At 38.2% G+C, this 25507-nt stretch carries 17 protein-coding genes; 3 read left to right on the top strand and 14 right to left on the bottom strand.

What is annotated here, in order from left to right; translation table 11 throughout:
* The first annotated feature begins 2 nt into the window (after window positions 1-2).
* The 3 genes from ACXAGS_RS04015 to ACXAGS_RS04005 are packed head-to-tail and all read left to right on the top strand — an operon-like array spanning window position 3 to window position 6342.
* Window positions 3-3110 (top strand): glycoside hydrolase family 2 TIM barrel-domain containing protein, encoded by a 3108-nt coding sequence (locus ACXAGS_RS04015; protein WP_474904712.1) that lies wholly within the window; start codon window positions 3-5, stop codon window positions 3108-3110.
* Window positions 3111-3112: 2 nt separating this feature from the next.
* Window positions 3113-4291 carry a glycoside hydrolase family 88/105 protein gene (locus ACXAGS_RS04010; protein ID WP_474904711.1) on the top strand — a complete coding sequence of 393 codons (1179 nt, stop codon included), beginning with the start codon at window positions 3113-3115 and terminating at the stop codon, window positions 4289-4291.
* A gap of 29 nt (window positions 4292-4320) precedes the next feature.
* Window positions 4321-6342 carry a DUF2264 domain-containing protein gene (locus ACXAGS_RS04005; RefSeq protein WP_474904709.1) on the top strand — a complete coding sequence of 674 codons (2022 nt, stop codon included), beginning with the start codon at window positions 4321-4323 and terminating at the stop codon, window positions 6340-6342.
* Window positions 6343-6367: 25 nt separating this feature from the next.
* Here the strand turns inward: ACXAGS_RS04005 and ACXAGS_RS04000 are convergent, their stop codons facing one another.
* From ACXAGS_RS04000 to ACXAGS_RS03935, 14 genes are all read right to left on the bottom strand, one after another.
* Complete coding sequence (locus ACXAGS_RS04000; protein ID WP_474904707.1) at window positions 6368-7180, bottom strand: SDR family oxidoreductase; 813 nt, start codon at window positions 7178-7180, stop codon at window positions 6368-6370.
* A 66-nt stretch (window positions 7181-7246) separates the two neighbouring features.
* Entirely contained in the window at window positions 7247-8269 is a 1023-nt protein-coding gene (locus tag ACXAGS_RS03995) for an alpha/beta hydrolase (RefSeq protein WP_474904705.1), read from the bottom strand.
* Window positions 8266-9009 (bottom strand): rhamnogalacturonan acetylesterase, encoded by a 744-nt coding sequence (locus ACXAGS_RS03990; RefSeq protein ID WP_474904704.1) that lies wholly within the window; start codon window positions 9007-9009, stop codon window positions 8266-8268. Before ACXAGS_RS03990 ends, ACXAGS_RS03995 begins: the two co-directional genes overlap by 4 nt.
* Window positions 8996-11017 carry a pectate lyase gene (gene pelA, locus ACXAGS_RS03985; RefSeq protein WP_474904702.1) on the bottom strand — a complete coding sequence of 674 codons (2022 nt, stop codon included), beginning with the start codon at window positions 11015-11017 and terminating at the stop codon, window positions 8996-8998. Before pelA ends, ACXAGS_RS03990 begins: the two co-directional genes overlap by 14 nt.
* Window positions 11010-12614, bottom strand: a complete 1605-nt coding sequence (locus tag ACXAGS_RS03980) for a glycoside hydrolase family 43 protein (protein ID WP_474904700.1) — start codon at window positions 12612-12614, stop codon at window positions 11010-11012. Before ACXAGS_RS03980 ends, pelA begins: the two co-directional genes overlap by 8 nt.
* Window positions 12611-14221 (bottom strand): DUF5060 domain-containing protein, encoded by a 1611-nt coding sequence (locus ACXAGS_RS03975; RefSeq protein WP_474904698.1) that lies wholly within the window; start codon window positions 14219-14221, stop codon window positions 12611-12613. Before ACXAGS_RS03975 ends, ACXAGS_RS03980 begins: the two co-directional genes overlap by 4 nt.
* A complete protein-coding gene (locus tag ACXAGS_RS03970) occupies window positions 14218-15261 on the bottom strand; it encodes a Gfo/Idh/MocA family oxidoreductase (protein WP_474904696.1) in 1044 nt (347 codons plus the stop codon). The genes ACXAGS_RS03975 and ACXAGS_RS03970 overlap by 4 nt, the downstream gene beginning before the upstream one ends.
* A gap of 15 nt (window positions 15262-15276) precedes the next feature.
* Window positions 15277-16674 carry a Gfo/Idh/MocA family oxidoreductase gene (locus tag ACXAGS_RS03965; protein ID WP_474904694.1) on the bottom strand — a complete coding sequence of 466 codons (1398 nt, stop codon included), beginning with the start codon at window positions 16672-16674 and terminating at the stop codon, window positions 15277-15279.
* 17 nt (window positions 16675-16691) lie between these two features.
* Window positions 16692-17927 (bottom strand): glycoside hydrolase family 88/105 protein, encoded by a 1236-nt coding sequence (locus tag ACXAGS_RS03960; protein ID WP_474904692.1) that lies wholly within the window; start codon window positions 17925-17927, stop codon window positions 16692-16694.
* A gap of 10 nt (window positions 17928-17937) precedes the next feature.
* Window positions 17938-19158 carry a glycoside hydrolase family 88/105 protein gene (locus tag ACXAGS_RS03955; RefSeq protein ID WP_474904690.1) on the bottom strand — a complete coding sequence of 407 codons (1221 nt, stop codon included), beginning with the start codon at window positions 19156-19158 and terminating at the stop codon, window positions 17938-17940.
* A gap of 1 nt (window position 19159) precedes the next feature.
* A complete protein-coding gene (locus tag ACXAGS_RS03950; protein ID WP_474904688.1) occupies window positions 19160-19573 on the bottom strand; it encodes a cupin domain-containing protein in 414 nt (137 codons plus the stop codon).
* Between the two features lie 4 nt (window positions 19574-19577).
* Window positions 19578-20567, bottom strand: coding sequence for a DUF4861 family protein (locus tag ACXAGS_RS03945; protein WP_474904686.1), 990 nt, complete (start codon window positions 20565-20567; stop codon window positions 19578-19580).
* A 130-nt stretch (window positions 20568-20697) separates the two neighbouring features.
* Complete coding sequence (locus tag ACXAGS_RS03940) at window positions 20698-22320, bottom strand: RagB/SusD family nutrient uptake outer membrane protein (protein WP_029511554.1); 1623 nt, start codon at window positions 22318-22320, stop codon at window positions 20698-20700.
* A 13-nt stretch (window positions 22321-22333) separates the two neighbouring features.
* Window positions 22334-25492 (bottom strand): SusC/RagA family TonB-linked outer membrane protein, encoded by a 3159-nt coding sequence (locus ACXAGS_RS03935; protein WP_474904684.1) that lies wholly within the window; start codon window positions 25490-25492, stop codon window positions 22334-22336.
* Between the last annotated feature and the right edge of the window lie 15 nt (window positions 25493-25507).

The raw sequence follows: 25507 nt of genomic DNA, 5'->3' as shown, positions 1-25507 counted from the left end.
AAATGAGCAAGCACATTTTTAAATTTCTGGTATGCATTCTGTGTACTACCGCCTCTTTAATGGCGCAACAAAACGAGTGGGAAGATCCAACTATTCTGGATAGTAACAAGATTGAAGGTCGTAGTGCGTTTACCCTTTTTGGCAGTGTGGAAAATGCCAAAACCAAAGATGCCAACAAATCTACTCTTATCAAAAGTTTAAATGGTGAATGGGATTTCAATTTGGTAAAACACCCCGATGAAAGACCAGAAAATTTCTTTGAAACAAACTTAAATACGAGCTCTTGGGATAAAATAAAGGTACCCTCTAATTGGGAACTAGAGGGGTTTGATATTCCTATCTATACCAACATAACCTATCCTTTTCCTAAAAACCCACCTTACATAGATGGTGACTATAATCCCGTAGGTTCCTATAGAACTTTTTTCACCCTAGACCAAAGTTGGTCAGAGAAAGAAATTATACTTCATTTTGGCTCCATTTCTGGCTATGCGAAAATATATGTGAACGGACAAGAAGTGGGTATGACAAAAGTTTCCAAGACACCAGCAGAATTTAACATAACCCAATATTTACAAGAAGGTAAAAACCTTTTAGCGGTACAAGTTTTTCGTTGGCACGATGGTAAATATCTAGAAGACCAAGACTTTTGGCGTCTTAGCGGTATTGAAAGAGAGGTATACCTACAAGCAATGCCCAAAACAACCATTTGGGATTTTTGGGCCAAGGGAGACCTTTCGTCCGATTATAAAAATGGCTTGTTTAGTGCAAGGGTTAATATAAAAGAATTCCAAGGTGGAAAAGCAAAAAACCAATCGGTAACCATCACCCTAAATGATTTAAAAGGTAATACCGTATACACCGAAACAAAAACAGTAGAAAAAGGTGGCGGCACACTGCAATTTAATCAAACAATAAATAATGTAGCGCTCTGGAGCGCCGAACAACCTAATTTATATGAATATGTAATTTCTCTAGCCGATAAAAAAGGGAATATTACCGCGGTTGTGAGCAAAAAAATAGGTTTTAGAAAGGTGGAAATTAAAAATGCCCAACTTTTGGTCAATGGCAAAGTTGTGACGGTTAAAGGGGTTAACCTACATGAGCATCACCCAGATAAGGGGCACGTACCTGATTTGGAAATTACTAAAAAAGATTTGGAAGTAATGGCCAGGCATAATATAAATGCCATTAGAATGAGCCATTATCCGCACGGTCAATACATTTATGATTTGGCAGACGAATATGGTTTTTATATCGTAGATGAAGCAAACATAGAAACCCATGCAATGGGTGCCGAATCACAAGCCAAATTTGACAAAGGAGAACACCCTGCCTATTTAAAAGAATGGGCACCTGCACATCTAGATCGTATAAAACGCATGTTCGAATACAACAAAAATCATTCTTCAATTATTATATGGTCTTTAGGTAATGAGTGTGGTAATGGCCCTGTTTTTTACGATGCTTATGATTGGTTAAAAGAAAAAGACCCTTCAAGACCTGTTCAATTTGAACAAGCAAAACAAAATAGAAATACGGATATTGTTGCGCCTATGTATCCAAATTTTGAATACATGAAAAGGTATGCCGCCCGTACAGATGTTACCAGACCTTTTATTATGTGCGAATATAGCCATGCTATGGGCAATAGTAGTGGTAATTTTAAGGAATACTGGGACATTATTAATAGTAGCCCGCACATGCAAGGCGGTTTTATTTGGGATTGGGTAGATCAAGGTTTACGCGCTACTAATGCAAACGGCAAGGAATTTTGGGCGTACGGTGGTGATTTAGGTGGTGAAAACCTACAAAACGATGAGAACTTTAATGCCAATGGGCTGGTTTCTGCGGACCGGGTTCCACACCCTTCGTTAGAAGAAGTAAAAAAAGTACATCAGTTTATCAATTTTACCTTAGAGAATACTGTTTTAAGCGTTACCAACCATTATAATTTCCATAACCTAAGTGATTTTGTTTTGGAATGGGAGTTCCTAAACAATGGAGAAGTCATAGAAAAAGCTACCCAATCTTTAGAAGCAAAGCCTGGTGAACAAGCAAAACTTGAACTAACGTTCCCAACAAATTTAAATGGAGAAGTTTTATTAAATGTTTATGCTAAAACCAAACATGCTACAGCCTTGGTACCTGCAAAAACTATTTTAGCTAAGGAACAATTTAAACTAGGTACTAAAGACTACTTCTCACTAGAGAGCAATGCTACTGCAACAAAAGGCTTAAAATTTAAGAAAAAGAACAACGTGTTAACCTTTCAAACCGATGCTATAGAAGGCATATTAGACCTAAACACGGGAAAATTAACCCAGTATAATACCAAAGTGGGGAAGTCTATTTTTGTAACATATCCAGAACCGTATTTCTGGAGAGCTCCTGTAGATAACGATTTTGGCAACCATATGCCTAAAAAATCGGCCTTCTGGAAAAATGCACATCAGAATTTAGAATTAGTAGACACTCAAATTGGTAAACTTTCTAAGGAAGGCCTAACCATAGATTTTACATACCGCCTTGGTAATACCAACGTGCCTTATAAACTCAGCTACCAACTTTTACATAGTGGTGACATTAATATTAATGCTTCTGTTTCTGGCCTATCTAAAATTGAAGATGAATTACCGCGTTTTGGCATGCGCATGGTTTTAGACAAAGCGTATCAAAACCTAAAATACTATGGCCGTGGCCCGTTCGAAAATTATCACGATAGAAATACGGCCGCCTTTCTAGGAAATTATTCAAGCTCTGTAAAAGACCAATTCTGGACAGAATATGTTAGGCCGCAAGAAACAGGTTACAAAACAGATGTAAGGTGGTTAACCTTGACCGACGCAGGTAACGGCCTAGCCGTTTTAGGGCACCAACCATTAGGTTTTAGTGCACTAAATATAGCCACGGAAGCACTAGACCCTGGAGAGACCAAAAATCAAATGCACCCAAGCGATTTAAATTTTGAAGATAAGGTGTACTTGCATGTAGATTTAAAACAACGTGGTGTGGGTGGCACTAACAGCTGGGGGCAACTACCGCTAGATAACTATCGCCTTTTAGACGACACGTATTCCTATAGCTTTACCCTTAGTTTAAATCCTTAACAATGAACAGACTTATAAATACCTTGACCACTTGTACCATCATAATGTGTTTATTCATCAATTGTAAGCAAAACAACAAAGATGTAGCACATTCTTCCAAGGAGCAATTTAACGCTGAGAAAGAAAATGTTTTGGCTATAATTGACAAGGTAAATACCCATTGGCAAAACACGCATCCAGAACCTGCAAATGCATTTTGGCATCCGGCTGCGTATCATACAGGAAACATAGAAGCTTACAAGATTACCAAAAACCCAGCATTTTTAGAATATTCAAAAAAATGGGCCCAGCACAATGAGTGGAAAGGTGCCAAGGGTACAGACAAATCAAAATGGAAATATGATTACGGCGAAACTGATGATTACGTTTTATTTGGCGATTGGCAAATTGCTTTCCAAACGTATGCAGACCTATACACATTAGAAGGCAAACAACATCCAGAACGTATTGCTAGAGCCAAAGAAGTAATGGAATACCAAATGAGCACCCCAAATAACGATTATTGGTGGTGGGCAGATGGACTTTATATGGTAATGCCCGTAATGACAAAACTTTATAAAATAACCAAGAACCCTACGTACCTAAAGAAATTAGAAACATATCTACAATATGCAGATAGCATTATGTTAGATAAAGAAACAGGTCTATACTTTAGAGATGCCAAATACGTATATCCAAAACATATGAGTTTAAACGAAGAAAAAGACTTTTGGGCACGTGGAGATGGATGGGTTTTTGCAGGTTATGCTAAAATATTACAGGATTTACCAGAAGAATCTGAGTTTAGGGAAACCATAGTCGAAAAGTTCAAAAAAATGGCAGCATCCTTGGCTAACGCACAGCAATCAGAAGGTTATTGGACCCGTAGCATATTAGACCCAGAACATGCTCCAGGACCAGAAACTAGTGGTACCGCTTTCTTTACCTATGCCTACTTTTGGGGCATAACCAACGGTGTTTTAAATAAAGAGAAGTATACGCCAATTGCTGAAAAAGCTTGGAAATACCTAACTGAAACGGCACTGCAAGAAAATGGCGCAGTAGGTTATGTACAACCTATTGGCGAAAGGGCCATACCTGGACAGGTAGTAGATAAAAATAGCACGTCTGATTTTGGCACGGGTGCATTTTTACTAGCAGCAAGTGCCTATTTTCAATATCTAGAAAACCTACAAGAATAAAGTAGAATTAACTTATAAAGCAGCAAATTATGGATAAAACCCGTACATATCCACTACTCTTTCTTTGTCTTTTGTTAAGCCTAACGAACAATGGAATTGCTCAAGAAATATCTAAAAACGAGATGCCTTTGTTTAGCATTAAGAATCCAGACAATACGGTAAGCCCGCTTACGGGAATGACCAAAAAACATTGGGAAGATGCTGCACTTTATTTATTAGAAGGGGCTTTTAGTTATATCAATAACTTGGATGACCCAATGAAATTCCCAAAATTACCTGGCAAAAGCTATCCACAGAAAGATAGTCAATTACCTACGGAAAAATTAGAAGGAATTAGCAGAACGCTATTTATTGCATCGCCGTTACTACGCAAAAACCCAGATTTGATGATCAATTCTATTCCAGTTGCAAAATATTATAGGCATCAATTGGAACAACTTATTAATCCCAACAGTACGGCATATATTAAACCTAGAAAGCAAAATGGTGGTCCAAGCCAAAATTTAGTAGAATATGGTGCAATGGCCATGTCTTTGTTTATAGCCCCAGAAGTACTATGGGAGCCTTTGCCACAAGAATCCAAGGATAAATTGGCCGCCTCTATGTTAAGTTATGCAGATGGCCCTACGGTAGATAGCAACTGGAAATTTTTCAACATTTTTGTTCTTAGTTTCTTTGATACCCAAGGATATGAGGTAAACAAAAAATTGTTAGTAGAATATTTAGAAGATTCCCTTTTGGACTACAGGGGGCAGGGTTGGTATAATGATAGCCCTGCGTATGATTATTACAGTATGTGGGCATTTCAATTGTATGGCATAACATGGGCCAATTGGTACGGAGAAAAGCATTATCCAGAATTGGCTCAGAAATTTAAGACAAACTACCAAGACATGCTTTACCATTATCCAAATATGTTTGCAGAAAATGGACAAATGATGATGTGGGGCCGCAGTATTAGCTACCGCTTTGCTTCTGTTTCTCCATTTGCGTTTGCCTCTAGTTTAAAAGACGACACTATAAATTATGGTTGGTTACGGTATATCTCCTCATCTACCTTGTTGCAATTTTTACAGCACCCAGCGTTTTTAAAAAATCGTGTGCCAACCTTGGGGTTTTATGACCATTTTGAACCAGCTGTACAGATTTATAGTGCAAGAGGGAGCGTATATTGGATGGGAAAATTATTCTTTGGACTTTTAGTTCCTGACGACGACCCTTTTTGGACGGCAACTGAAAACAAACAACCTTGGAATAATTTAAAAGACACCTTTGTTTACAATAAATTTCAAGAGGGCACTAATTTGTTAATTACGCAATACCCTGCTATAGGTGGCACCGAAATGAGATCTTGGTGTCATGAAAAAAAAGCCGACGATTGGCAAAAGTTTCGTTCTAGTGAAAATTATAACAAACTAGCTTATCACTCCTTATTTCCTTGGCAAGCAGATGGTAATGATGGTAGCATTTCTATGAACTATACTTTTTTAAATGCAGAAAAAGAATGGGAACCTTGGCGGTTATATACATTTAAAAACTACCATAATGGAACCTACCAACGTACGGCCCAATTAGAAACCAATACAGAGGTAAAAATGGAGTTGTCAGAAATTCCCTTACCCAATGGCGTTCTTAGAATAGACAAGCAACTTAGCACTGTACCCGTAAAAATGCGTTTTGGCCATTACGCCCTGCCAGAACTTACCCAGCCCATAAAAAAGACTACGCAAAAAATTGGTGGTCATGAAGTGGTTACTATTGATAATGGCAAATACCAACTTGCCATGATAAACATTTTAGGCTGGGATAAGTTAGAGGTTAAAAGAAACAAAGACCTACATCCAGAAGCAGATTTTAGCGAGGTAATAAACGCAATGGACAACTATAGCCCAAAACAAGAAAATGCTATCTATGCTTCTCTACTCCTATGGAAAAAATCTGGGGAAAAATGGAGCCTAGACGAACTAAACCCTATTGAGTCTCTTAAAGTGTTGGAAAGTAGGGTTACCGTAGTTTTAAAAAATGGCAAGATAAAAACCATCAATTATTAACGGTTTTTACCTTGTCAAATTAATTCTAAACACCACTAAAGGCACTAAAGCCTCCATCTATAGGTAAAACTATTCCTGTTACAAATTTGGAAGCATCTGTGGCTAAATAGTGAATGGCTCCATTAAGCTCATCTGCATCTCCAAATCTACCCATTGGAGTGTTTGTAATAATAGTGTTGCCGCGGTGTGTATATGATCCATCTTCATTGGTAAGTAAACGCCTATTCTGATTTCCAATAAAAAAACCTGGTGCAATGGCGTTGACCCGTAAACCATCTCCAAATTTCTTGGCTAATTCTACTGCCATCCATTGTGTAAAGTTTTCCATACCCGCCTTGGATGCCGAATAACCCACCACTCTGGTAATTGCCCTATCCGAAGCCATTGAGGAATAATTTATAATACTGCCTTTTTTTTGTTTGGCCATTACCTCTCCAAAAACCATACTGGGTACCACGGTTCCCGTTAAGTTTAGTTCCGTAACCGTATTAAAATCTTCCAAAGACATGTCAAACACCGTTTTGTCATCTGGTATCGTCGCTCCTGGCATATTGCCACCTGCAACATTTAATAAAACGTCTATTTGCCCAAAAGCAGCCAAGACCTCGTCCTTTGCTTTTAAAACAGAGCTCTTATCCAGTATATTGGCAACAAAACCTTGGGCAACCCCATCTTTGGCTTCAATTTCTTTGCACGCACTATTTAATTTTTCTTGGTTACGACCAATTAAGGCGATTTTGGCTCCATTCTGTGCTAAATAATTAGCAGCACTACCACCTAAAACACCAGTACCGCCGGTTATAACCACAACTTTATCTTGTAAGGAAAATAAATTCATTTCAATTGTTTTCTAAATTTCAATATTACAGCAATACGCGTAATTGGATATGCAATTTTAAATTTTCTATCGAAATACTTTTAGTAAAAATTGGTCAATCTTTTGCACTGTTTGATCAAACCAAGGATCAAATAAGCAAAAAGCATGAGGTGCATTGTTAAAACTATATAGTTCCGTGTAGGTGCCAAAACCATTTAACTTGTTAATATAATCATCTCTTCCGGCATGCATTCTTGCAACGAAGCTGTTTAAAAACAAGGTGGGTGGTGTATTTTTATCTGCATGTTGTAGCGGTGATGCTATTTTCCACAAAAAAGGTTTTTCGGCTTTTGTGTACCCAAACCAATACGTTGCAGCAGACGTACCGTTGGTATCATTACCTTCTCCTGATTCTTTATGCACAAAACTTAGCGTGCCATCAATATCAATAACCGCATTTACCGTTGTACAACTGCTTATTGTATTTTTTCTTTCAAATAAAGGGATATTTTGGGTAGTGCCTAAAAAGGCTGCTAGTTCGCCACCGGCCGAGAAACCGAGTACTGCAATTTTATCTGGATTAATTTGGTATTTGTCTGCGTTGTTCCGTACCCACAGCAAGGCTGCTTTAGCATCTAAAACGGCAGCCGGGAACAAGGCTTCTGTAGAGAGTCTATATTCCGGCGTAAAACAGACGTAACCCTTGTTTGCCAACTGTTGGGCCAAAGGGTGATGTTGGGTTTTGTTACCCGAACGCCATCCACCACCATGAAAAATAATAATAGCTACATTATCTGCTTTCAATTTAGTAGGAGAAAAAACATCCAACTTTAATTTGCGATGACCTATAGTATCATAAATAATATTGAATTTCTCTGTAACGTTAGCCAACTTAAAAGGCTTAACTAATTTAATATTTGGGTGGGTCTTCCGTGTTTTTTCAAAAGCTATCTCATTGGTATAAGAACTATCTGCAACGCCAGTAACTCCATCATATGATTGGCCAAAGCCTAAATTAAAATACAATAAGACAATACAAAATAGAGTAATCTTTACCTCTTTTATTAGCAAAGCAGGATAAAAACAAACGCTAGCTTCTAGAAATATCACTTCTTTATATATTTTTTTAAATCGATTTGCTGCTGTTCAATAGCTTCCACTACCATTTTGGCAATCTCTGTAGCCCCCTTTGCTGATAAATGGGTATTATCTTCTTTACCATTAGGGTAATAAGGGTGCTCACCCGGCTTAAAATGTAGATGTAATTGCTTAGAGGCTTCAACCCCATAACTTATTTCCCAAGCTTCGGTTAGTGTTTGCAAGTCGATTAATGGCACCTTAAACTCATTCGCCACCATACGAACTACTAGTGGATATTCGCCATGGGTATCTATCAACACACCAAATTCATTAAAATTTCTCCTAACTATAGAAGTAAATAGAATTGGATGGGCGCCTCGCTCTCTAGTTTCCTTTACAAATCTGATTAAATTGGTTCTATATGCCGTGTAAGGATTCGTAAATCGGTCTGGGTCTTTAAACTTTTGATCGTTATGCCCAAATTGAATAAAGACATAATCATTTGGCTGTAATTTGGTTACAATACTATCCCACCTGCCTTCGGCAATAAAACTTTTTGTACTACGGCCGTTTACCGCTCTATTATCTATTTGTACTTCTGCAGTAAAAAATTGAGATAATACCTGTGCCCACCCATGTTCTGGGTTTTGGTCTGGATTCTTCTTGTCAGCCATTGTAGAATCGCCAATAGTATAAATTGTTATTTCTTGCCCATAACTTTGCAAGCAATACAAGAATAGAACAATCCATAAAGCCTTAATCCAACTCATACCATCTATTTTTAGCGTTTGTTTCGGCACCACCTAAAACCCTTTCTTTGGTGTAATTTTGCACTTCTTTTGCTGATAGTTGATGCGACCAAGCTACCCGATTGGTTAAATGGGCGCCAGCCCCCGAAGAATTATATTCTCCGTAAAATGTTAATTCCTCAGCAGCATTATTAGACCAATTATCCCAACCCGATGGCGTAATATGAGCATCCATACTACAATCTATAAAGACAGTTTTAGCATGAGAACGCCATGGCCTACCCAAAAAAACCTTATCAACACCTTCTGCCGCGGTCAACTTGCAAGACTTGAAAACAAAACCAAAGGGGATTCCTTCTTTTGTTGAGGCCGCCGTGATAAAGGAGTTTGATTTACTGTGAAGCGTACAATCTTGAAACCATACCGTAGCATTACCAAAAATAAAATCTGTAGTACCCTCTATAAAGCAGTTTTGAAAATATATCTTGTTATTGTTACCCGTAGTATACACCGTATCTTGATTTCCTTTTAAATTGCAATTTTGAAAAATTACCTGATCTGCGTTAACCGATAATGCTATTGCTTGCCCAACAGGACCCGCCGTGTTTTCAACGGTTAAATTTTTGGCTATAAACTCATCTCCTTCAATTAACAAGCTAGGTGTTTTAAATGTGCTGTTTCTACCTGTATTTATTTTAGAAAAATGGTCGTCGTAACTAATTATGGTTTGGTCAACACCATCACCCAAAAAACTGATTTTAGGATTCCACTCGTTTACGGAAACCTTTTCTGGGTAAATTCCTTTTTTAATTTGAATAAAGACCCGTTGGTAAGGAAATGCCTTGGCGCTGTTTACAGCTTCTTGTATACTACTAAAATGCCCCGTTCCATCTTGGGCCACCACCATATTGTACAAGTCTGCCGTAGGATTCTCCCTTTTATTTAAAAGCTTTTCTCTCCATTTCGGATATAAGTCTAAAACTGCTTGAGGTTGGTCCGTATACCAACGGTAACCATTCTGCCTTTCTTTTCCTATTTCTTTTAAGCTTGCCTTTTTAATGCCATCCCGATCACAGAAAAAAGGGGTATTGTCTTCTAAATCCATAAACCTACCCCACAATGGTTTGGCATTAGCCGATGTAAGTACTTGTTTTTCTATCACTTTGCCATTATCCCCATAAATTCTTTTGATTTCCACACCTTTTAATTGCGATTGTTTAAACCAAGTAACCACCCCTTCAATGGCTTTAACTACTTGCGGACTTGGGTTTTCTAGTTGCATAAGTAAAAGTGCTATAGGGGCCGATTCTTTGCCGCTTAAACTAGGAAGTTCATAGGCACGTGCTTTAGCCGGTTGTAAGGTGGCCACATCATGTTGGGCACACCAACCAGTTAGTTTGCCGTTTTGTTTTACTTGGGTTTTTAAGATGCAATTAATCCCTTTTTGAAAAGCCAAAGCCACTTTCCCCTTTGTTAAGGGTGCTACTTTTAAACTAGAAAAAGGCGCCTTATCTTGCATAATCTGATACAGCAGTTTTAACACATTACCCATTGCATCATCGTTATAGGTTACGTGTGAATAGTAGCCCTCCCTTAAAGGGTAAAACTGTGGCCAACCGCCATTACCATATTGGGCATCTAACAAATAGTTTAATCCATTTAAAAATGCCTCTCTATGTGCAACCAATCCCTGCTGCTGATATATCTTGGCCAAAAATGTCATTTCTAAAAAAGTTGCACCATTATCTATTGTCGTTCCCCTATTTTTAGTTTTGTCCTTTTTAAGTTGATTTATTTTTTCAGGACTCAAAGGCTGATGTATTTGCTTATTCTTGGGCCAACCCCCGTTCTCATTTTGATACAACAGCACATTTTTAGCAACCTTTAGCGCTTCTTTCGTGGCATACCAATTATCTGAAGATTTTAATACTAAATGCTCCCAAGAATGGTCTAACTGTTGTGCTTTTAATCCTTGAAATAAACTTAAAAGGCAAAAGAGTGCTATTATACTTTTCAATTCTTTATTCATTGGTAAAACGTATGTAATCTATAGCTAAACTCCCAGAATCATTGGTTACACCCTCTCGCATGGCAAAGTATCCAATTTTGGCACCAATCCACTTTCCTTCCTGTGCCATAAAAGAACCCCCTATTTGGTTAAACCGTTTACCGTTTTCACTTAAATAGAAAGTGCAAACACCTTCCTTTTCAACTTGTATTTTTAAGAACAATTCACCTGATTTAACAGCAAGCGGTTTACTTAATGTTTCCGCTTCTCCTTGCTCCGCATTTGAACAGGTGGCAAGACGTGCAAATAATTTATCGTTTTCACGATACACGTTAAGGTAGGCATATTTTCTGCCCATTATTAAAAAACCAAATTGCTCACCATTCTCCTTGGCTTCAAAACTTACCTTGGTTGTTGCGGTAAACGTTTCTGCTGGCCATTTTTGTAAGAATAAATATGGGATATCCCATAAAGATTCCGCATTATCTGGCCTTGGTTTGCAAAAGAGTTTATAATACCCATTGGGTGTAGGAAACCCCCATTTTAATTTAGGATTGGCATGCCATTGCCACTGTAAACCCGTTGTGGTAGTATTAAACTCATCAGAAGCTGGTGGTGTTTTTATGGGATATGTTTTACCCACGTTTGGTTTTGGATGTGTTTTTACCGGTATGCCAATAGTGTTACCTTGGTCTTTGCCAATAATTGGCCAATCATTTTTCCAAACCAATGGTTGCAAATGTACTATACGACCATAGGCACCTTTATCTTGAAAATGAATAAACCAGTCTTCTCCCGTAACCGTATCTACCCAAGCCCCTTGATGCGGACCATTAATATTGGTATTACCTTGTTCCAATACCGTTTTATATTCATATGGGCCCCATACGTTTTTAGACCTTAGCACCTCTTGCCAACCAGTAGCCACGCCACCAGCAGGAGCAAACAAATAATAATAGCCATTGCGCTTATAAAACTTAGGACCTTCTATGGTAGGATGGGTCCCATGCCCATCAAAAACCATTACATCATCATTTAGAACAGCGGTAGCATCAGGTTTCATAGAACAAACCATTAACATGCTTTTTATCTGTGCTCTACTACCAGCAAATGCGTAGGCCAAATAAGCCTTGCCATCATCGTCCCACAATGGGGTGGGGTCAATTAAACCTTTACCAGGCTTTATAAGTAGTGGTTTAGACCAATCACCTTCTGGATTTTTGGTCTTAATCATATAAATACCAAAATCTGGGTCTGGATAAAAAATGTAGTACTCTCCTTTATGATATCGAATACAGGGCGCCCATACTCCATTACCATGCTGAGGCGTATCAAAAACCTCAAGGGGTACCTGCTCCTTTAATGCATAATTAACCAATTGCCAATTAACCAAATCGTTTGAATGTAAAATGGGTAAACCGGGAACACAATTAAATGAAGAGGCGGTCATATAATAATCTTTACCAACCCGAACCACGTCAGGGTCAGAAAAATCAGAATGAAGTATAGGATTGGTGTAAGTACCATCTTCATTATCTGCTTTCCAAACTTCTGAGTTCTGTTGCGAATAGCTTATAAATCCGAATAGTAAAAGACCTAAAACAATTTTTACTTTCATCTTTCTTTAATTGGTTTTAACCTAATAGCTAGGTATGGTTTGTTGGGTAACTTTATTTTTTTGTCTTCAACATCTTTCATTCGGTAACGACCGGCAGAAACGGTAACAAAATCCCCTGAAACAACCGTTTTAGTAGCATTAATGGCATCTATAATTGTTGCCTCATAGGTAATTCCTTCTTTTAATTTCTGTAGTTCGCCATTTTTTTTGGGTAGCGAAAATGCCCATTCATCACTTACTTGTTCTCCTAGATAAATGAGGTAGTCTCCCTTACCATTTGTTGCCGTTTGTAAATCCCGACTTATATCTGCCATATGTAAAGGACCTAAATCATCCGCAATCAATTCCTTCAGTAATTTTACCGCTTTCCAACTTTCACCTTTTAGTTCGCCACCGTTGGCCCATACAACGTTATCTGGGTCGCCAGAATCTATTACTTCACCGTGCGTAACATAGCCGCCAGCAATAACCCCATTCCAAATTCTATGGGTTAACGCTTCACCACTTAATTGCCCCCATCTAGATGGTAAATTGCCTTCATAACCAACCTCATCTAGAACTATTGGTTTTTTATAAACGCGCCTTAAAGTAGCCGTACCCACAGAATTTAAAACAGGGGCTTCGTCCTGTATGCTTACATGAGTTAATTCTGGCATGGTATAATCATAATATACGGCGGTTGGTCCATGAATGGAAATGAGATGATTGTAAGGATCGTTCTCCTTGGTGGTTTTAATTAAATTATCCCAGTCTTGAATACTTTTTTTATCTAAATACGCCCACTCATTGGCCAATGACCACCACACGTTTTTAAAGGATGCTATTCTGGCCAGAGTATATTCCAAATACCGTTTATCAACAGCTGTTGGCATCTGGTCAAAACCCCAAATACCTTCATCATAGGGATGAAAGAGAATTAAATCTGCTTGAATACCCAAAGCATCTAATTCCAGAATACGCTCTTCTAATTGCTGAAAGAACACTGGATTAAATTGCGAAAAATCCCAGTTATACACCGTTTTACCCGCTTTGTCCGTATGCTTATTCTTGAGTTTAAACGGATAGTACTCTGGCAAATGCCCAGCGCTACCATATCGTTTGGGGAGCACACACATTCTTACTTTGTTAAACCCTGCCTTTTTAAGGTTTTCTAGGGTGACATTTCTAAGCGAATCTTTCATATGGCTCCATGCGTAGAGCGTAGTTCCAAATGGAAAATAATAACCTCCGTTTTTATATTTAAAATGAAAAGTATCCGCTACCTCAACTGGCCCATCAATGGCAGCAGTAGCCGCTAAGCATTTAAATGAACCCGACTTTCCATGTAATGCTTTTGTATTTGAACTGGTTTTATAACGCCAATCTCCAGGCAATATCGGCATAAAACGAAGTTTATAGGTATTGTTACCATCGTAAAACCCTTTAACAGTTAGGGTCGTATCTTTATGAATAAATGTTGCCGATAACGTTACTTCTGTAAAAGGATTACCCGAATGTTCATAAGAAAAACCCGTCTCAAAACGACTCCATTGTTCTATAGTTTGTGCCGTAACAGAAAAGCTTAGCAGGTTAAAAACAATGACCAAAAACGTTACATACTTTTTCATAAAGACACGATGCGTTTCTCGTTCATACTTTGGTAAGCTCGTTCAATTATTTCAATGCAATTCCTTGCTTCTTTTGCCCGCACAGGTAGTGGTTTTTTAGAAACAATAGCGTCATAGAGTTGGTTATAGAAATCCATATAATTACCCTTCTCACTAATGATTTCCTTTTTAATGCTATTGCCCTCATTTATGGTGTGCAATACCCCTTTTTGATCGGTAGGTTCCGCCCCCCAATTACTATCTAGCGGAGAAACTAGTTTTTTTAATGCTGCTTCTTGTACATCTGCCCTGCTTTTAAGAAATGAGCCCTTGGTACCATGAAGCACATAAGCTGGCGTGGGTTCCTTAACAAAATAGCTAGACTTTAGCGCTACTCTAAAATGATTGTAAAAGAGTTTTATATCAAAATAATCAATGACTTTAGAATGGGTTCTATAGCTATCGGCATCTGCAAATATTGCCTTTGGCTTTCCAAATAACTGTAAAGCTTGATCAATTAAATGAGAACCTAAATCGTAAATACTTCCTACGGCTGCAGTAGGTTCTTCTTTGTGTGTTTTCGCACTTAGAGCAGGTTCGTAACGGTCATAATGGATTTCTACATCCTTTATTTCTCCTAAAACGTTAGCATCAAGAATTTTCTTTACGGTTTTAAAATCACTATCCCATCTGCGATTATGAAAAACTGTAAGGTGCACGTTTTTCTCTTTAGCTAAGGCTATTAAGGTTTCTGCTTGCTTTACGGTTGCCGTAAATGGTTTTTCTACTACAACATGTTTACCCACTTCAAGCGCTTTTTTGGTATAGTCAAAATGCGTAATACTTGGGGTGTTCACCACCACAAGTTGTAGCTGTTCATCTGATAAAAGCTCCTCATACGTACGTACGGTACAGATATCTGGATATTGTTTTTCCGCTTCATTTTTAGTGCGTTCCCAAACCGTATCTAATTTAAAATTAGGATTGGCGGCTAATAGCGGAGCATGAAAAACATACCCACTCATACCAAATGAACAAAGGGCTGTTTTTATAGATTGCATCTTGCTAAGGTTGAATTATTTTAAACGCTTTACGCTTGGTTCTAACGCTGTTAGTTCTGAAATTGAAATTGGTTTACCGCTTTCAATACTTTTTCTTGCACCAATACCAATAAGCACGGACATGATACCATCTCGGATACCGGCAGAACGATCATAGGGGTCTTTTTCCGTAGGAGTTTTAAATATCTTATCGTGTAAGCGCTTGTCACCACCACCGTGGCCTCCCTTTTCAACAGGAACTTTTACCGTTTCAAAATCGCTCCACAATTTATGTACTATTATACTTTCCGTTTCTGCTTCTTCAATAGCATTTTGGTCCATTTCTTTTGCGTGTAGTGCCTCTTGCGATATAGCAGTATTTTGATGATACGGTATATCCAATGAAGCTTCTATACGCCCCTTGGTTCCATTAAAAGCAATACGCCATCCTTCAAACGGGGAATAGGTAGTTAACGAGTAATTCACGGTAACGTTATTGGCATATTTTATTTGAGCAGACATTTTATCATAAATGTCAATTTCGTCCCTAAACAAACAGTTATCCCTAATGTAACCATCATAATTTTCATTGGCTACGTATAAATCCATCAACCTTTTGTTCTTAGTAATGTCAAAGTGATATTCGCATTTATCTTTAAAAGAACAGTCCCGGCAATTAGCGCCTCTAAACGGTCCGTTTTTACCATAATGTTCTAAATCTCCGTAGGCAAAAACCTCTTTTGGGTCAGAATCTATCCACCAGTTCAACAAATCAAAATGGTGGGTAGACTTATGTACCCAAAGCGACCCTCCTTTATTTACCAAACCATGCCATCTTCTAAAATAGGAAGCGCCATGATAGGTGTTCAAATACCAGTGGAAGTCTACTGAGGTTACTTCCCCAATGGTTCCAGAGGCAATCAATTCTTTAATCTTGGTACTGTAAGGGCTCCATCTGTAGTTAAAACCAACAATTAACGACTTACCCGAACTTTTCTCGGCATCTATAATTTGCTGTGCCTTATCTTCGTCTGTAGTCAAGGGTTTTTCGGTAAGTACGTCTATGCCCGCCTTTAAGCCTTTTACAATAAATTCGTGATGGGTAGCATCTACCGTGGTTACTATTACCAAATCTGGTTTGGCATCTTTCAACATTTGGTCAAAATCCAAAAACAAAGGACATTTGGTGCCTATATATTCTTGTGCGTAGGCAAGCCTACCTTCATTAACATCGCACAGGCCAACAAATTCCAAAATATCTGAATACTCATCTACAAGACGTTTTCCCCAAAAACTTGTACCACGAATTCCCGTGCCTACCAAGGCTACTTTCAGTTTTTCTTTTTTACCAAATTCAAATACATTAATGGGAAATGCAGTTGTAGCCGCCAACATACTAACGGAGGTCAAAAATTTTCTTCTGGTCGTTTTCATGGTTTAAGTTTTAGTTGTTATTTATTCAATTCTAAGGCCGCAAACATAAATGGGCCTGTACCTTTTGGATCATTGGAACGTATTATTTCGTTAATGTAATAGTCAAAGCTACCGTCTCTGTAAGGATCACCACCCAAACCGGCCACGCCACAGCATTTATTTAGGTTTACCACCCCATTCTCTTCTACTGATACAAATTGGTCAAGCATGCCTTGCCAACCTTTTTCTGCATGGGCCATAAATGATTTATCTAAATACCCCTTGTTTGCGCCTTTTGCCAAAGTATAGGTAAACATTGCAGTACCAGTAGCTTCTAGATAATTACCATCTTTTTCTGGCATATTTAAAACTTGGTACCAAGTACCGGTTTCGTCTTGATATTTAATTATAGCTTCCGCATAACCTTTTAAGTAAGAAACCAGTCTTTCATAACCGGCATGTTCTTTTGGAAAATGGTCTAGAATATCTACCAATGCCATACCGTACCATCCCATTCCCCTAGACCAAAAATTTTGCGAAAGTCCTGTTTTGGCATCTGCCCAACGTTGTTCCCTACTCTCGTCCCAACCGTGAAAATACAATCCCGTTTTTGGGTCTTTGTTGTATTTTTCAATTAAATCGAATTGCAGTATAATCTTGTCCAATACCTTTTTTTGTGCTTCTCCATCCATAAAAGCTAAGGCATACTTGGTATGGAAGGGTTCTGCCATAAAAACACCATCTAACCACATTTGGTAGGGATAACGCTTTTTATGCCAATACCCGCCTTCTGAAGTAGTAGGTTGGTCCTCTAATTGCTCGTGTAAGGTATCCATGGCCTTTTTAAAGCGTTGCTCATTGGTTTTGTCATATAAGTATAAGGTAGCATCACCAGATTTAATCATATCTAGATTGTAGTTGCTAATCTTATACGTATTAATTGAGCCATCTTCATTAATCATACGATTACCATAATCATAGATGTAATTGTAAAGTGAAGAATCTGGATATTTTTCTATCACCCTTGAAATAGCCTGCAAAACCAAACCGTTGGTATAACTCCACCTTGGCTTTTTTTGAAAATCAAGTAATGTTGGATCCGGAAAACGATGCATTTCTGAAAGCGCCATACGTTGAGACCATTTTAAGTCTGTTGGCACTACTTGTTCTTGAGGCTCACTATTAGAAGTAACATCTGCCTTTTTGGTTTCTTTACAACCTATGGTTAAACTAAAAACCAAAACGGTTAAGCACGTCTTTAATAAATTATTCATCAATTGTGTTTTATCTGTTTAGTTGATTTGCAGCTAGTATAAAGGGACCAGTACCATGCAGGTTATTGGTCACTACAGGTTCACTCATATAATATTCAAAAGAGCCATCCCTGTATGGATTACCTCCAAGACCAGCACTCTTACAAATCTTGTTGATATTTACCAGACCATTTGGCTCTACGGTTATGAACTCCTTTACAATACCATCAAAAACGGTGTTTGCAAGGGTTAGATATTCTTTGGACAAGTAGCCTTTTTGGGCTCCTTGTCCAAAGGCATATGCGAACATGCACGTACCTGAGGACTCTAAATAATTACCTTTTCTATCAGGTAGGTTTGGAACTTGGTACCAAACCCCTGTATCATCTTGAAATTTTAAGATGGCCGCTGAAAGCTGTACTAGTTGCTGCTCTAAAACCGGTCTTTTGGGATGGTTGGAAGGGAAAAAATCCAACACATCTACCAATGCCATAACATACCAACCAAGAGACCGCAACCAAAAATGGGGGGACTTACCGGTAGTCTTATCTGCCCATGCCATCTGCTTGCTCTCGTCCCAGGCATGAAACAATAAACCAGTTTCCGTATCGTAAGTTTTTTCCCAAATAAGTTCAAATTGATGTGCTATATCATCCAGCTTATCCCCTTCTTCAAAAACAGTGTTGTATTGTGCGTAAAAGGGAGCCCCCATATACAAGCCATCTAACCACATTTGGTTGGGATAAATTTTCTTGTGCCAAAATCCGTTTGATGGTGTTCTTGGATGCCCAGCAAGTTGTGCCCTTAATTGGTCTAAAGCCTTTTTATACCGAACATCTTTGGTTTCATTGTATAACCAGAACAACATTTTACCAGAGTTGATCATATCTATGTTATACTCTTGCAATTCATAGCCATGAATTATGCCGGTAGAATCAATAATAGCTTCAGCATAATCTTGGATATAAGCTAAATATGTATCTTCTTGAGTTCTTTTATACAATTGCTCGTAAGCCGTACAAAGTAGCCCAATTTTATAATTCCATTTTGGTATTGAATCATTTTCCGTTTGCCAAGCTTTTGGATTACGCTCAATTATAGATAAGGCCATACGCTCTGACCACGGCAATTCTTGAGACACTAAAATTTCAGGTTCTGTACTAGCCCCTTGCTTTTCCTTTTGTGCATCTTTACAGGCTATTGCCAACAAGAATGTAAGCGTAAAAAATGATATGTTTTTAAACCGATTCAACTTACTCTGCTGTTTTGGGGTATTTCTGTAAGACCAAATATTTTAACTCTTCTTCTCCTGCATTTGCAATACCGTGCATGGACCAAGAAGGGCAATACAAACTGGTAAAAGGACCAACAACACGTTCTTCTCCGTTTAAATGAAATTTAGCTTGGCCTTCTAGAATAAAGAAAAATTCATCTTGCACGTGTTTGTGTGGCGCATGCGTGGATAGTCCCGGCTTTACAACACTCATTTTTATGGTGCGCCCGTCCAATTCTTCTTTAGATAAAAACCAATATTGATACCCTACCTTTGTTTTTTGAATACTATCTATATCCAATGAGTTAATGGCTTCTTCAATAGGTATTTGTCCATTTTGACCATAAGCTATAAGCGAAAGAAACGTAAGAGAAAGAAATAATAACTTTTGCATGGTGCTATCCGTTTAACTTAGCTAACTCCTTTTCTAAATAGGTTTTAAAGTCCGCCTCATTGGCAATACCATCTTTTTCTTTTTCCCAAGCAGCACCAAAATAATAGGTAACTCCTTCTGTAGTTGGTTTAAAGTGGATTAAGTGATCATAGGCTCCGTCCACAACGGCATTTACTTCACTCTTTTTGTAGAAAATTACCATTCCCAATTCATCAGGAACTAGCGTTTGCTCGCCATAGGTAGCGATGTAGGCCCAATCACCATCACCTTTACTTTTAAGTAATGGAACATCATCAAACTTAACAATACCAGTAACTAGACCATTTAACTCGGTTGAAGGTTGCAAAATAGCTTTTGTGAGTCTAGAATCTGATGCTATTTCTAACTTTACCTGTAGGTCTGTTTTTGCATTGGCAACTTCCCAACCTTTGTAAAGTATATCTACCCCAGAACTAGAATCATTGTTAAAAACCTTAGCGTAGGTACTATCTACTTTTTGAAAATGATGTACGCTATCTTGAACCATTTGCCCATAAGAACCTATGCCAAGAGCTTTACCAACTTTTAAAATGTCTTGCCCCCATGGTTGAGGATTATGATAAGAATCGAAATTATCTTGACCCACTTGATCCAAAATCATTTGGTCTGTTACCTTACCAAAAATGTCAATTGCGTTTCTCCAATCTAAGTATAGTCTATAGCCCACTTTTGAACTTTCCCAACCTGGACCTTCGTAACGTAAATACCAGGAATGATCCGTATGCTGTTGGGGTACCCAAAGTTCCTCTACATTCTTAAAAGAAGTACCGCTTTCATAAACACGCCCTTGCCATGAGCCACCTTCTGCCGTAGAGAGCTCTGCATACGTAGCCCCATTTTGAGTAACAACTTGATCAGCAACTGGCTCCTGATCTATGGTCTCTTTCTTTTCTTGGTTTTTACAAGAAAATAGAACAACAGTGGCCAATAAACTACTTACTATTATTTTTTTCATATTGATATAGGTTGATAAATTTTCCTTTTAAGATAAGAAAAGGCTTAGTACTAGTACCAAGCCTTTTACTCCTAACTAACTCAAAACAATTTTATAAATGAATACAAAACTACTTTCATGTGAACTTCTCTTAATTATACGCTGGATTTTGAGGGAAGTTCTTATTTTGATTAAGATCCAAAGCGGCTTGCGGTATGGGTCTTAATATTTTTAATTCGCCATTGGCACCATTAAAATTAGCTTCGTTTACCAATGGGTGGTGTGCCGAGGCACGCTCTACCAATTTGCCAGTTCTTTTTAAATCAAACCATCTGTGGTACTCTCCAAATAATTCTCTACCTCTTTCATCTAAAATAAAATCGATATCAAATTCTGCTAACGCGGCATCAGCTACTCCTGCTCTTTGCCTTACCGTATTTAAACGTTGTAATCCCGTAGCAGCATCGCCGGCCTGTAAGTAAGCCTCTGCTGCAATTAAATAGGTTTCGCCCAATCTAGATAGAACAATATCCCTGGTACTAGAAGACCTACCATAAGGAGCCTCTGGATCATCAAACTTTTTAAGTGGTATGGTCTCCCAATCCCCACTAACTACTTGCGCGTAAGTTGACTCATATGGATGGTATTCAAAATCTTCTGTTTGTATTATAGAATTTACATAAGCCGTACTGTCTGCTGGTGTAAACCAGTAAGGTTCGTAAAAATCCCTTACGGCCTCTCCTGTTAAATCATCTGTTGTGTGTTCTAAATAATAAGGATTGTAAACTTCGTTCATAAAGCTTCCCTCATAACGCTCGTCTTCTGGAGTAAACAAACGCAATGCAAAATCTGTTGCCAAAAGGGTATACGTCTTAGCAGGTGCTTGACCGGCAACTTCGTTACCCCCCATATACGGTCCAAAAAATGCACCTTGCTCATTACCTAAATCTGTAGGGTTTGCACTTACGGAACCAGCGGAATATCTAACGGAGAAAAGAACCTCTTCGTTTAGTTGGTTGGTGTAATCCCACAATTCGTCAAAACTTAAATTTAAACCCTGCCCGGCAATAGCGTCATCGGCATAAGAAGCGGCCACATCAAAATCAGTAGCAGGACCAAAAGACTCATAGCCTCTAGTTAGGTGAACTTTGGCAAGTAAATGCTGTACCGCTTTTTGTGTAACTCTACCGTTATAGTCTCCTGTTCCAACATTGTTCAAAGCCTCTTCTAGGTCTTGAATAATCAAGGCGTATACATCTTCTGCAGAATCTCTATCAAACTCTAATTCTGGGGTATTAATTACCTCTGTGATAATAGGTACGCCCCCATACGTTTGCACTAGAAGAAAATAGGCGTTAGCCCTTAGGTATTTTACCTCTGCCACACGTTCTGTAAGTGTTGCGGTCTGCTCAGTAATATCTGCATAAAACAACGCTGTATTTGCCAATCTAATGGCTTTGTAAGCCGCATTATAAATTAAATCTACATCTTCTGAAGCGGAATTTAATTCTGTATACTGACTAAGGCCCAGTGGTTCTGCCGCTCTACCGCTACCCTCTGCATATAAATCTGTTCCTGCACAATATACATAAGGAGCCGATCCATACAATTCTCTTAAAACAGCATAATTAGTGTTTATTAAACTTTCATAACCATCTGCAGTTATGTATATGGATTCTGCAGTTGCAAAACCCCTGTTGTCTACCTCTAATGTATCTTCACAAGAAGTGAAAACTATTAGGGCCAATACTATAGTGAATAATACTTTTTTCATGATTGATAGTGCTTTACAATTTAACATTTAACCCTAATTGGTATGTAATAGCTGCTACACGCCCTACACCTAAACTTGCACTTGCCGTTTCTGGATCGTAACCCATGTAATCTGTAAATACAAATGGATCAAGAACGTTTGCATAGACTTTTAAACCTTTCAAATTCAACTTGTCTAAAACTTGACTTGGAAAGTTATAGGCTAAGGAGATGTTCTTTACTTTTATAAAAGATGCATCTGCATAATAACCTACTTGTTGTCTTCTCCAAAAATCGCCCTGATTTCTAGGTTGTGGATATTCGTTAGAAAATTGAGCTGGAACCCCCGCACCATTTTCTGGAACGTACCATGAAATATTTGCTTTTTGTCTACCTCTATCCCTAGTATCTGTAAAGTTTGCCAACCAAGGACTGTAGGTAAATATTCCTTGATTAGTTATTGCAGAGGCAGATAACGTAACATTTCCTACTCTTAAACTAGTAAATAAACTACCAATCCAATCTGGATCAACAGAACCCAAAATCACCCGGTCGTTTTCTGGATCAATTTGGCCATCCCCATTAATGTCTTTAACCTTTGCTTGGCCTTCCCTTTGTCCAAATGCCGCAGCATCTTCACCAGCTTGCCAAATTCCATCAAAAACATAGTTGTAATTAGAGCGGTTTCCATTTTCACCTCTAACACCAATAGACTCCCCTATAAAAAGTCCATTACCTATATCATCTTCCTCTGTTTGGCCATTAATAGACTCAATAGAGTTGTTATTATTGGTATATGTTAGGGTAACATCCCAAGAAACCTTATCCGTGTTAATAATTTTGGTGTTCAATAAAGCTTCAACTCCTTTATTTCTAATAGAACTGGCATTATCCAATATACCATCAGTAACCCCAACCTCTACTGGAAGTAGTCTACCAAAAATAACATCTTCTGACAGCCTATTGTAAAAATCTACGCTACCATTGATTCTATTGTTGGCAAAACCAAAATCCAAACCAATATTGTATTCTTTTGTTTTTTCCCAAGTTAAGTTTGAATTAGCCAAAGCTGTAGCGCTAAATCCATTCACCGCCTCATCAAAATCATAAAACAATTGCTCGTTTAAGATATTTAAAGTTGGGTAAGGAAAAGTTCTTCTATTAAATGCATTATTACCTGTAAAACCATAACTGGCCCTTAGTTTTAAATTGGAGATAGCACTATTTTCTCCAATAAAATCTTCGTTAGAAATACGCCACGCCAAAGCTGCAGAAGGGAAAGAATCCCACTTATTATCATCGCTAAAAAGCGAGTAACCATCCCATCTATTAGATAAGGTTAAGAAATATTTACCCTTATAATCATAATTTAACCTAAGTGCATAAGAAGATAATTTTTCTGCCAAGAATCCCGTACCTAAATTAAAAGTAGACTGTGGACCTGAATCCAAATCATAGATACCACTTTCAAACGATAAATTTCTTGCAGAAGCAAAACTAGATTCTATTTGCTCAGAAAATAAACTCTGTAGGATTAAGAATTTAAAATTATGATCTTCATTGAAGGTCTTGGTTATATCTATTTGATTGTCCCAAGTGTAATTAAATGTAGACCTGCGCTCTACATCTGCTAATGGCTGGCTACCGTTGCTTCTACCCTCATTGGTTAAGACTCCCCATGACCTACCCCTTCTTCTGTTATCAAACCCAGAAGAGAAACTAGACCTAAAAGACAACCATTCCGTGAAATTGTATTGCATAAAAACACTACCAACCACATTCCATCTTTTTAATTCGTCTGAAGAATTAGCTATCTGTAATAATGGATTGTATGTACTAGTTTTATTTATTGCAAAGTTACCTTCTGTTGGAAATACCAATTTACCCGGTTGCTCAAATAATTCATCCGTTTCATTACCATTATCATTTATGGCAAATGGACTTAAAAATGGATTTAAACGAAACGCCTCTTGCATAGCGCTACTACTACCTCGTTCGTTTACAAACTGGGTTATGGTAAGGTTGGCCCCAAAAGAAAACTTATCGTTAACAGAGTGGGTAAGACCTGTTTTTAAGGTATACTTATCCAATTCTTCATTTAACACATTACCCGTTTCATGCTGGTAACCTAAACCTAAATTATAAGCCACACCATTTTCTGAACGACCATTTATGTTCACGTAGTTGTTTTGCTGAATACCACTTTTTAATACCGCATCGTACCAATCATAAGTTTGGTTGTTATCAAAACGCTCTCTTAATACCGAATTAGAACCTCCAATAACCGTACTTTCTAACCGTTCTGGCGTAATCCCCATAGGATCATTACCACCATCAATGGTAGCCAAGTACGCAGAATTATGATAGTACTGCCATGTAGGCCCATCCATCAACTCAGGTAAACGAGCGGTTTCTTTAATACCAATAAAGGAATCAAAGCTTACATTAAAACCACCTTTAGCAGTGGTTCCACTTTTAGTAGTTACAATAACAACTCCATTGGCACCCCTAGACCCATATATTGCGGTAGAGGAAGCATCTTTTAAAATATCTATCTGCGCAATATCTTGCGGATTCAAAAAATCAATATCATCAACAGGAGCACCATCCACAACAAAAAGTGGATTACCATCATCCAAGAAAGATGCCTGGCCTCTAATTTGAATACTGAAACCATCTCCAACTCGCCCTGAGTTAGAAGAGATTTGAACACCGGCAATATTACCCTGTACAGATTCTAAAGGATCGGTAAAATTACGCTCAGTCAATGATTCTGAATCCACACTGGCTACCGCCCCGGTTAGATCTGACTTCTTTACGGAACCGTAACCTACAATTACTACCTCATCCAAGGCTTGTAAATCTTCTGCCAGAGAAACATTTACCGTACTTCTACCTCCCACAGAGACCTCTTTAGTAGCAAAACCAATATAGCTGATTACCAATGTGGCATTATCCATGGTTAGCTTAAGTGAATAGTTTCCGTCAAAATCTGTAGTGGTACCATTAGTAGTACCTTTTTCTACAACATTAACCCCTGGCAAAGGATCGTTTAAAGCACTATCCGTAACCGTACCGGTAACTGTAGCACCTTGTTGCGCATATGTTATTCCTGAACTCAGAAACAACCCGAAGAGCAACAATAACAATGCCCATCTAGCGCTTTTTAATTTGAAAGTTCTAGCTTTCCTCATAACTTAATTTGCATT

It is taken from the genome of Croceivirga sp. ABH4_376 (genome assembly GCF_056160685.1).
Note: the sequence above shows the minus strand (reverse complement) of the source record. Positions and strands in the feature narration are given on the sequence as shown.

Bases quoted from the DNA above. Each gene is read 5' to 3' on its own strand.
- ACXAGS_RS03990 (WP_474904704.1), bottom strand. From the start codon at position 9,009: ATGAGTTGGATTAAGGCTTTATGGATTGTTCTATTCTTGTATTGCTTG.
- ACXAGS_RS03980 (WP_474904700.1), bottom strand. From the start codon at position 12,614: ATGAAAGTAAAAATTGTTTTAGGTCTTTTACTATTCGGATTTATAAGC.
- ACXAGS_RS03960 (WP_474904692.1), bottom strand. From the start codon at position 17,927: ATGAATAATTTATTAAAGACGTGCTTAACCGTTTTGGTTTTTAGTTTA.
- ACXAGS_RS04015 (WP_474904712.1), top strand. From the start codon at position 3: ATGAGCAAGCACATTTTTAAATTTCTGGTATGCATTCTGTGTACTACC.
- ACXAGS_RS04000 (WP_474904707.1), bottom strand. From the start codon at position 7,180: ATGAATTTATTTTCCTTACAAGATAAAGTTGTGGTTATAACCGGCGGT.
- ACXAGS_RS03940 (WP_029511554.1), bottom strand. From the start codon at position 22,320: ATGAAAAAAGTATTATTCACTATAGTATTGGCCCTAATAGTTTTCACT.
- ACXAGS_RS03970 (WP_474904696.1), bottom strand. From the start codon at position 15,261: ATGCAATCTATAAAAACAGCCCTTTGTTCATTTGGTATGAGTGGGTAT.
- ACXAGS_RS04010 (WP_474904711.1), top strand. From the start codon at position 3,113: ATGAACAGACTTATAAATACCTTGACCACTTGTACCATCATAATGTGT.
- ACXAGS_RS03945 (WP_474904686.1), bottom strand. From the start codon at position 20,567: ATGAAAAAAATAATAGTAAGTAGTTTATTGGCCACTGTTGTTCTATTT.
- ACXAGS_RS03935 (WP_474904684.1), bottom strand. From the start codon at position 25,492: ATGAGGAAAGCTAGAACTTTCAAATTAAAAAGCGCTAGATGGGCATTG.
- ACXAGS_RS03975 (WP_474904698.1), bottom strand. From the start codon at position 14,221: ATGAAAAAGTATGTAACGTTTTTGGTCATTGTTTTTAACCTGCTAAGC.
- pelA (WP_474904702.1), bottom strand. From the start codon at position 11,017: ATGAATAAAGAATTGAAAAGTATAATAGCACTCTTTTGCCTTTTAAGT.
- ACXAGS_RS04005 (WP_474904709.1), top strand. From the start codon at position 4,321: ATGGATAAAACCCGTACATATCCACTACTCTTTCTTTGTCTTTTGTTA.
- ACXAGS_RS03950 (WP_474904688.1), bottom strand. From the start codon at position 19,573: ATGCAAAAGTTATTATTTCTTTCTCTTACGTTTCTTTCGCTTATAGCT.
- ACXAGS_RS03965 (WP_474904694.1), bottom strand. From the start codon at position 16,674: ATGAAAACGACCAGAAGAAAATTTTTGACCTCCGTTAGTATGTTGGCG.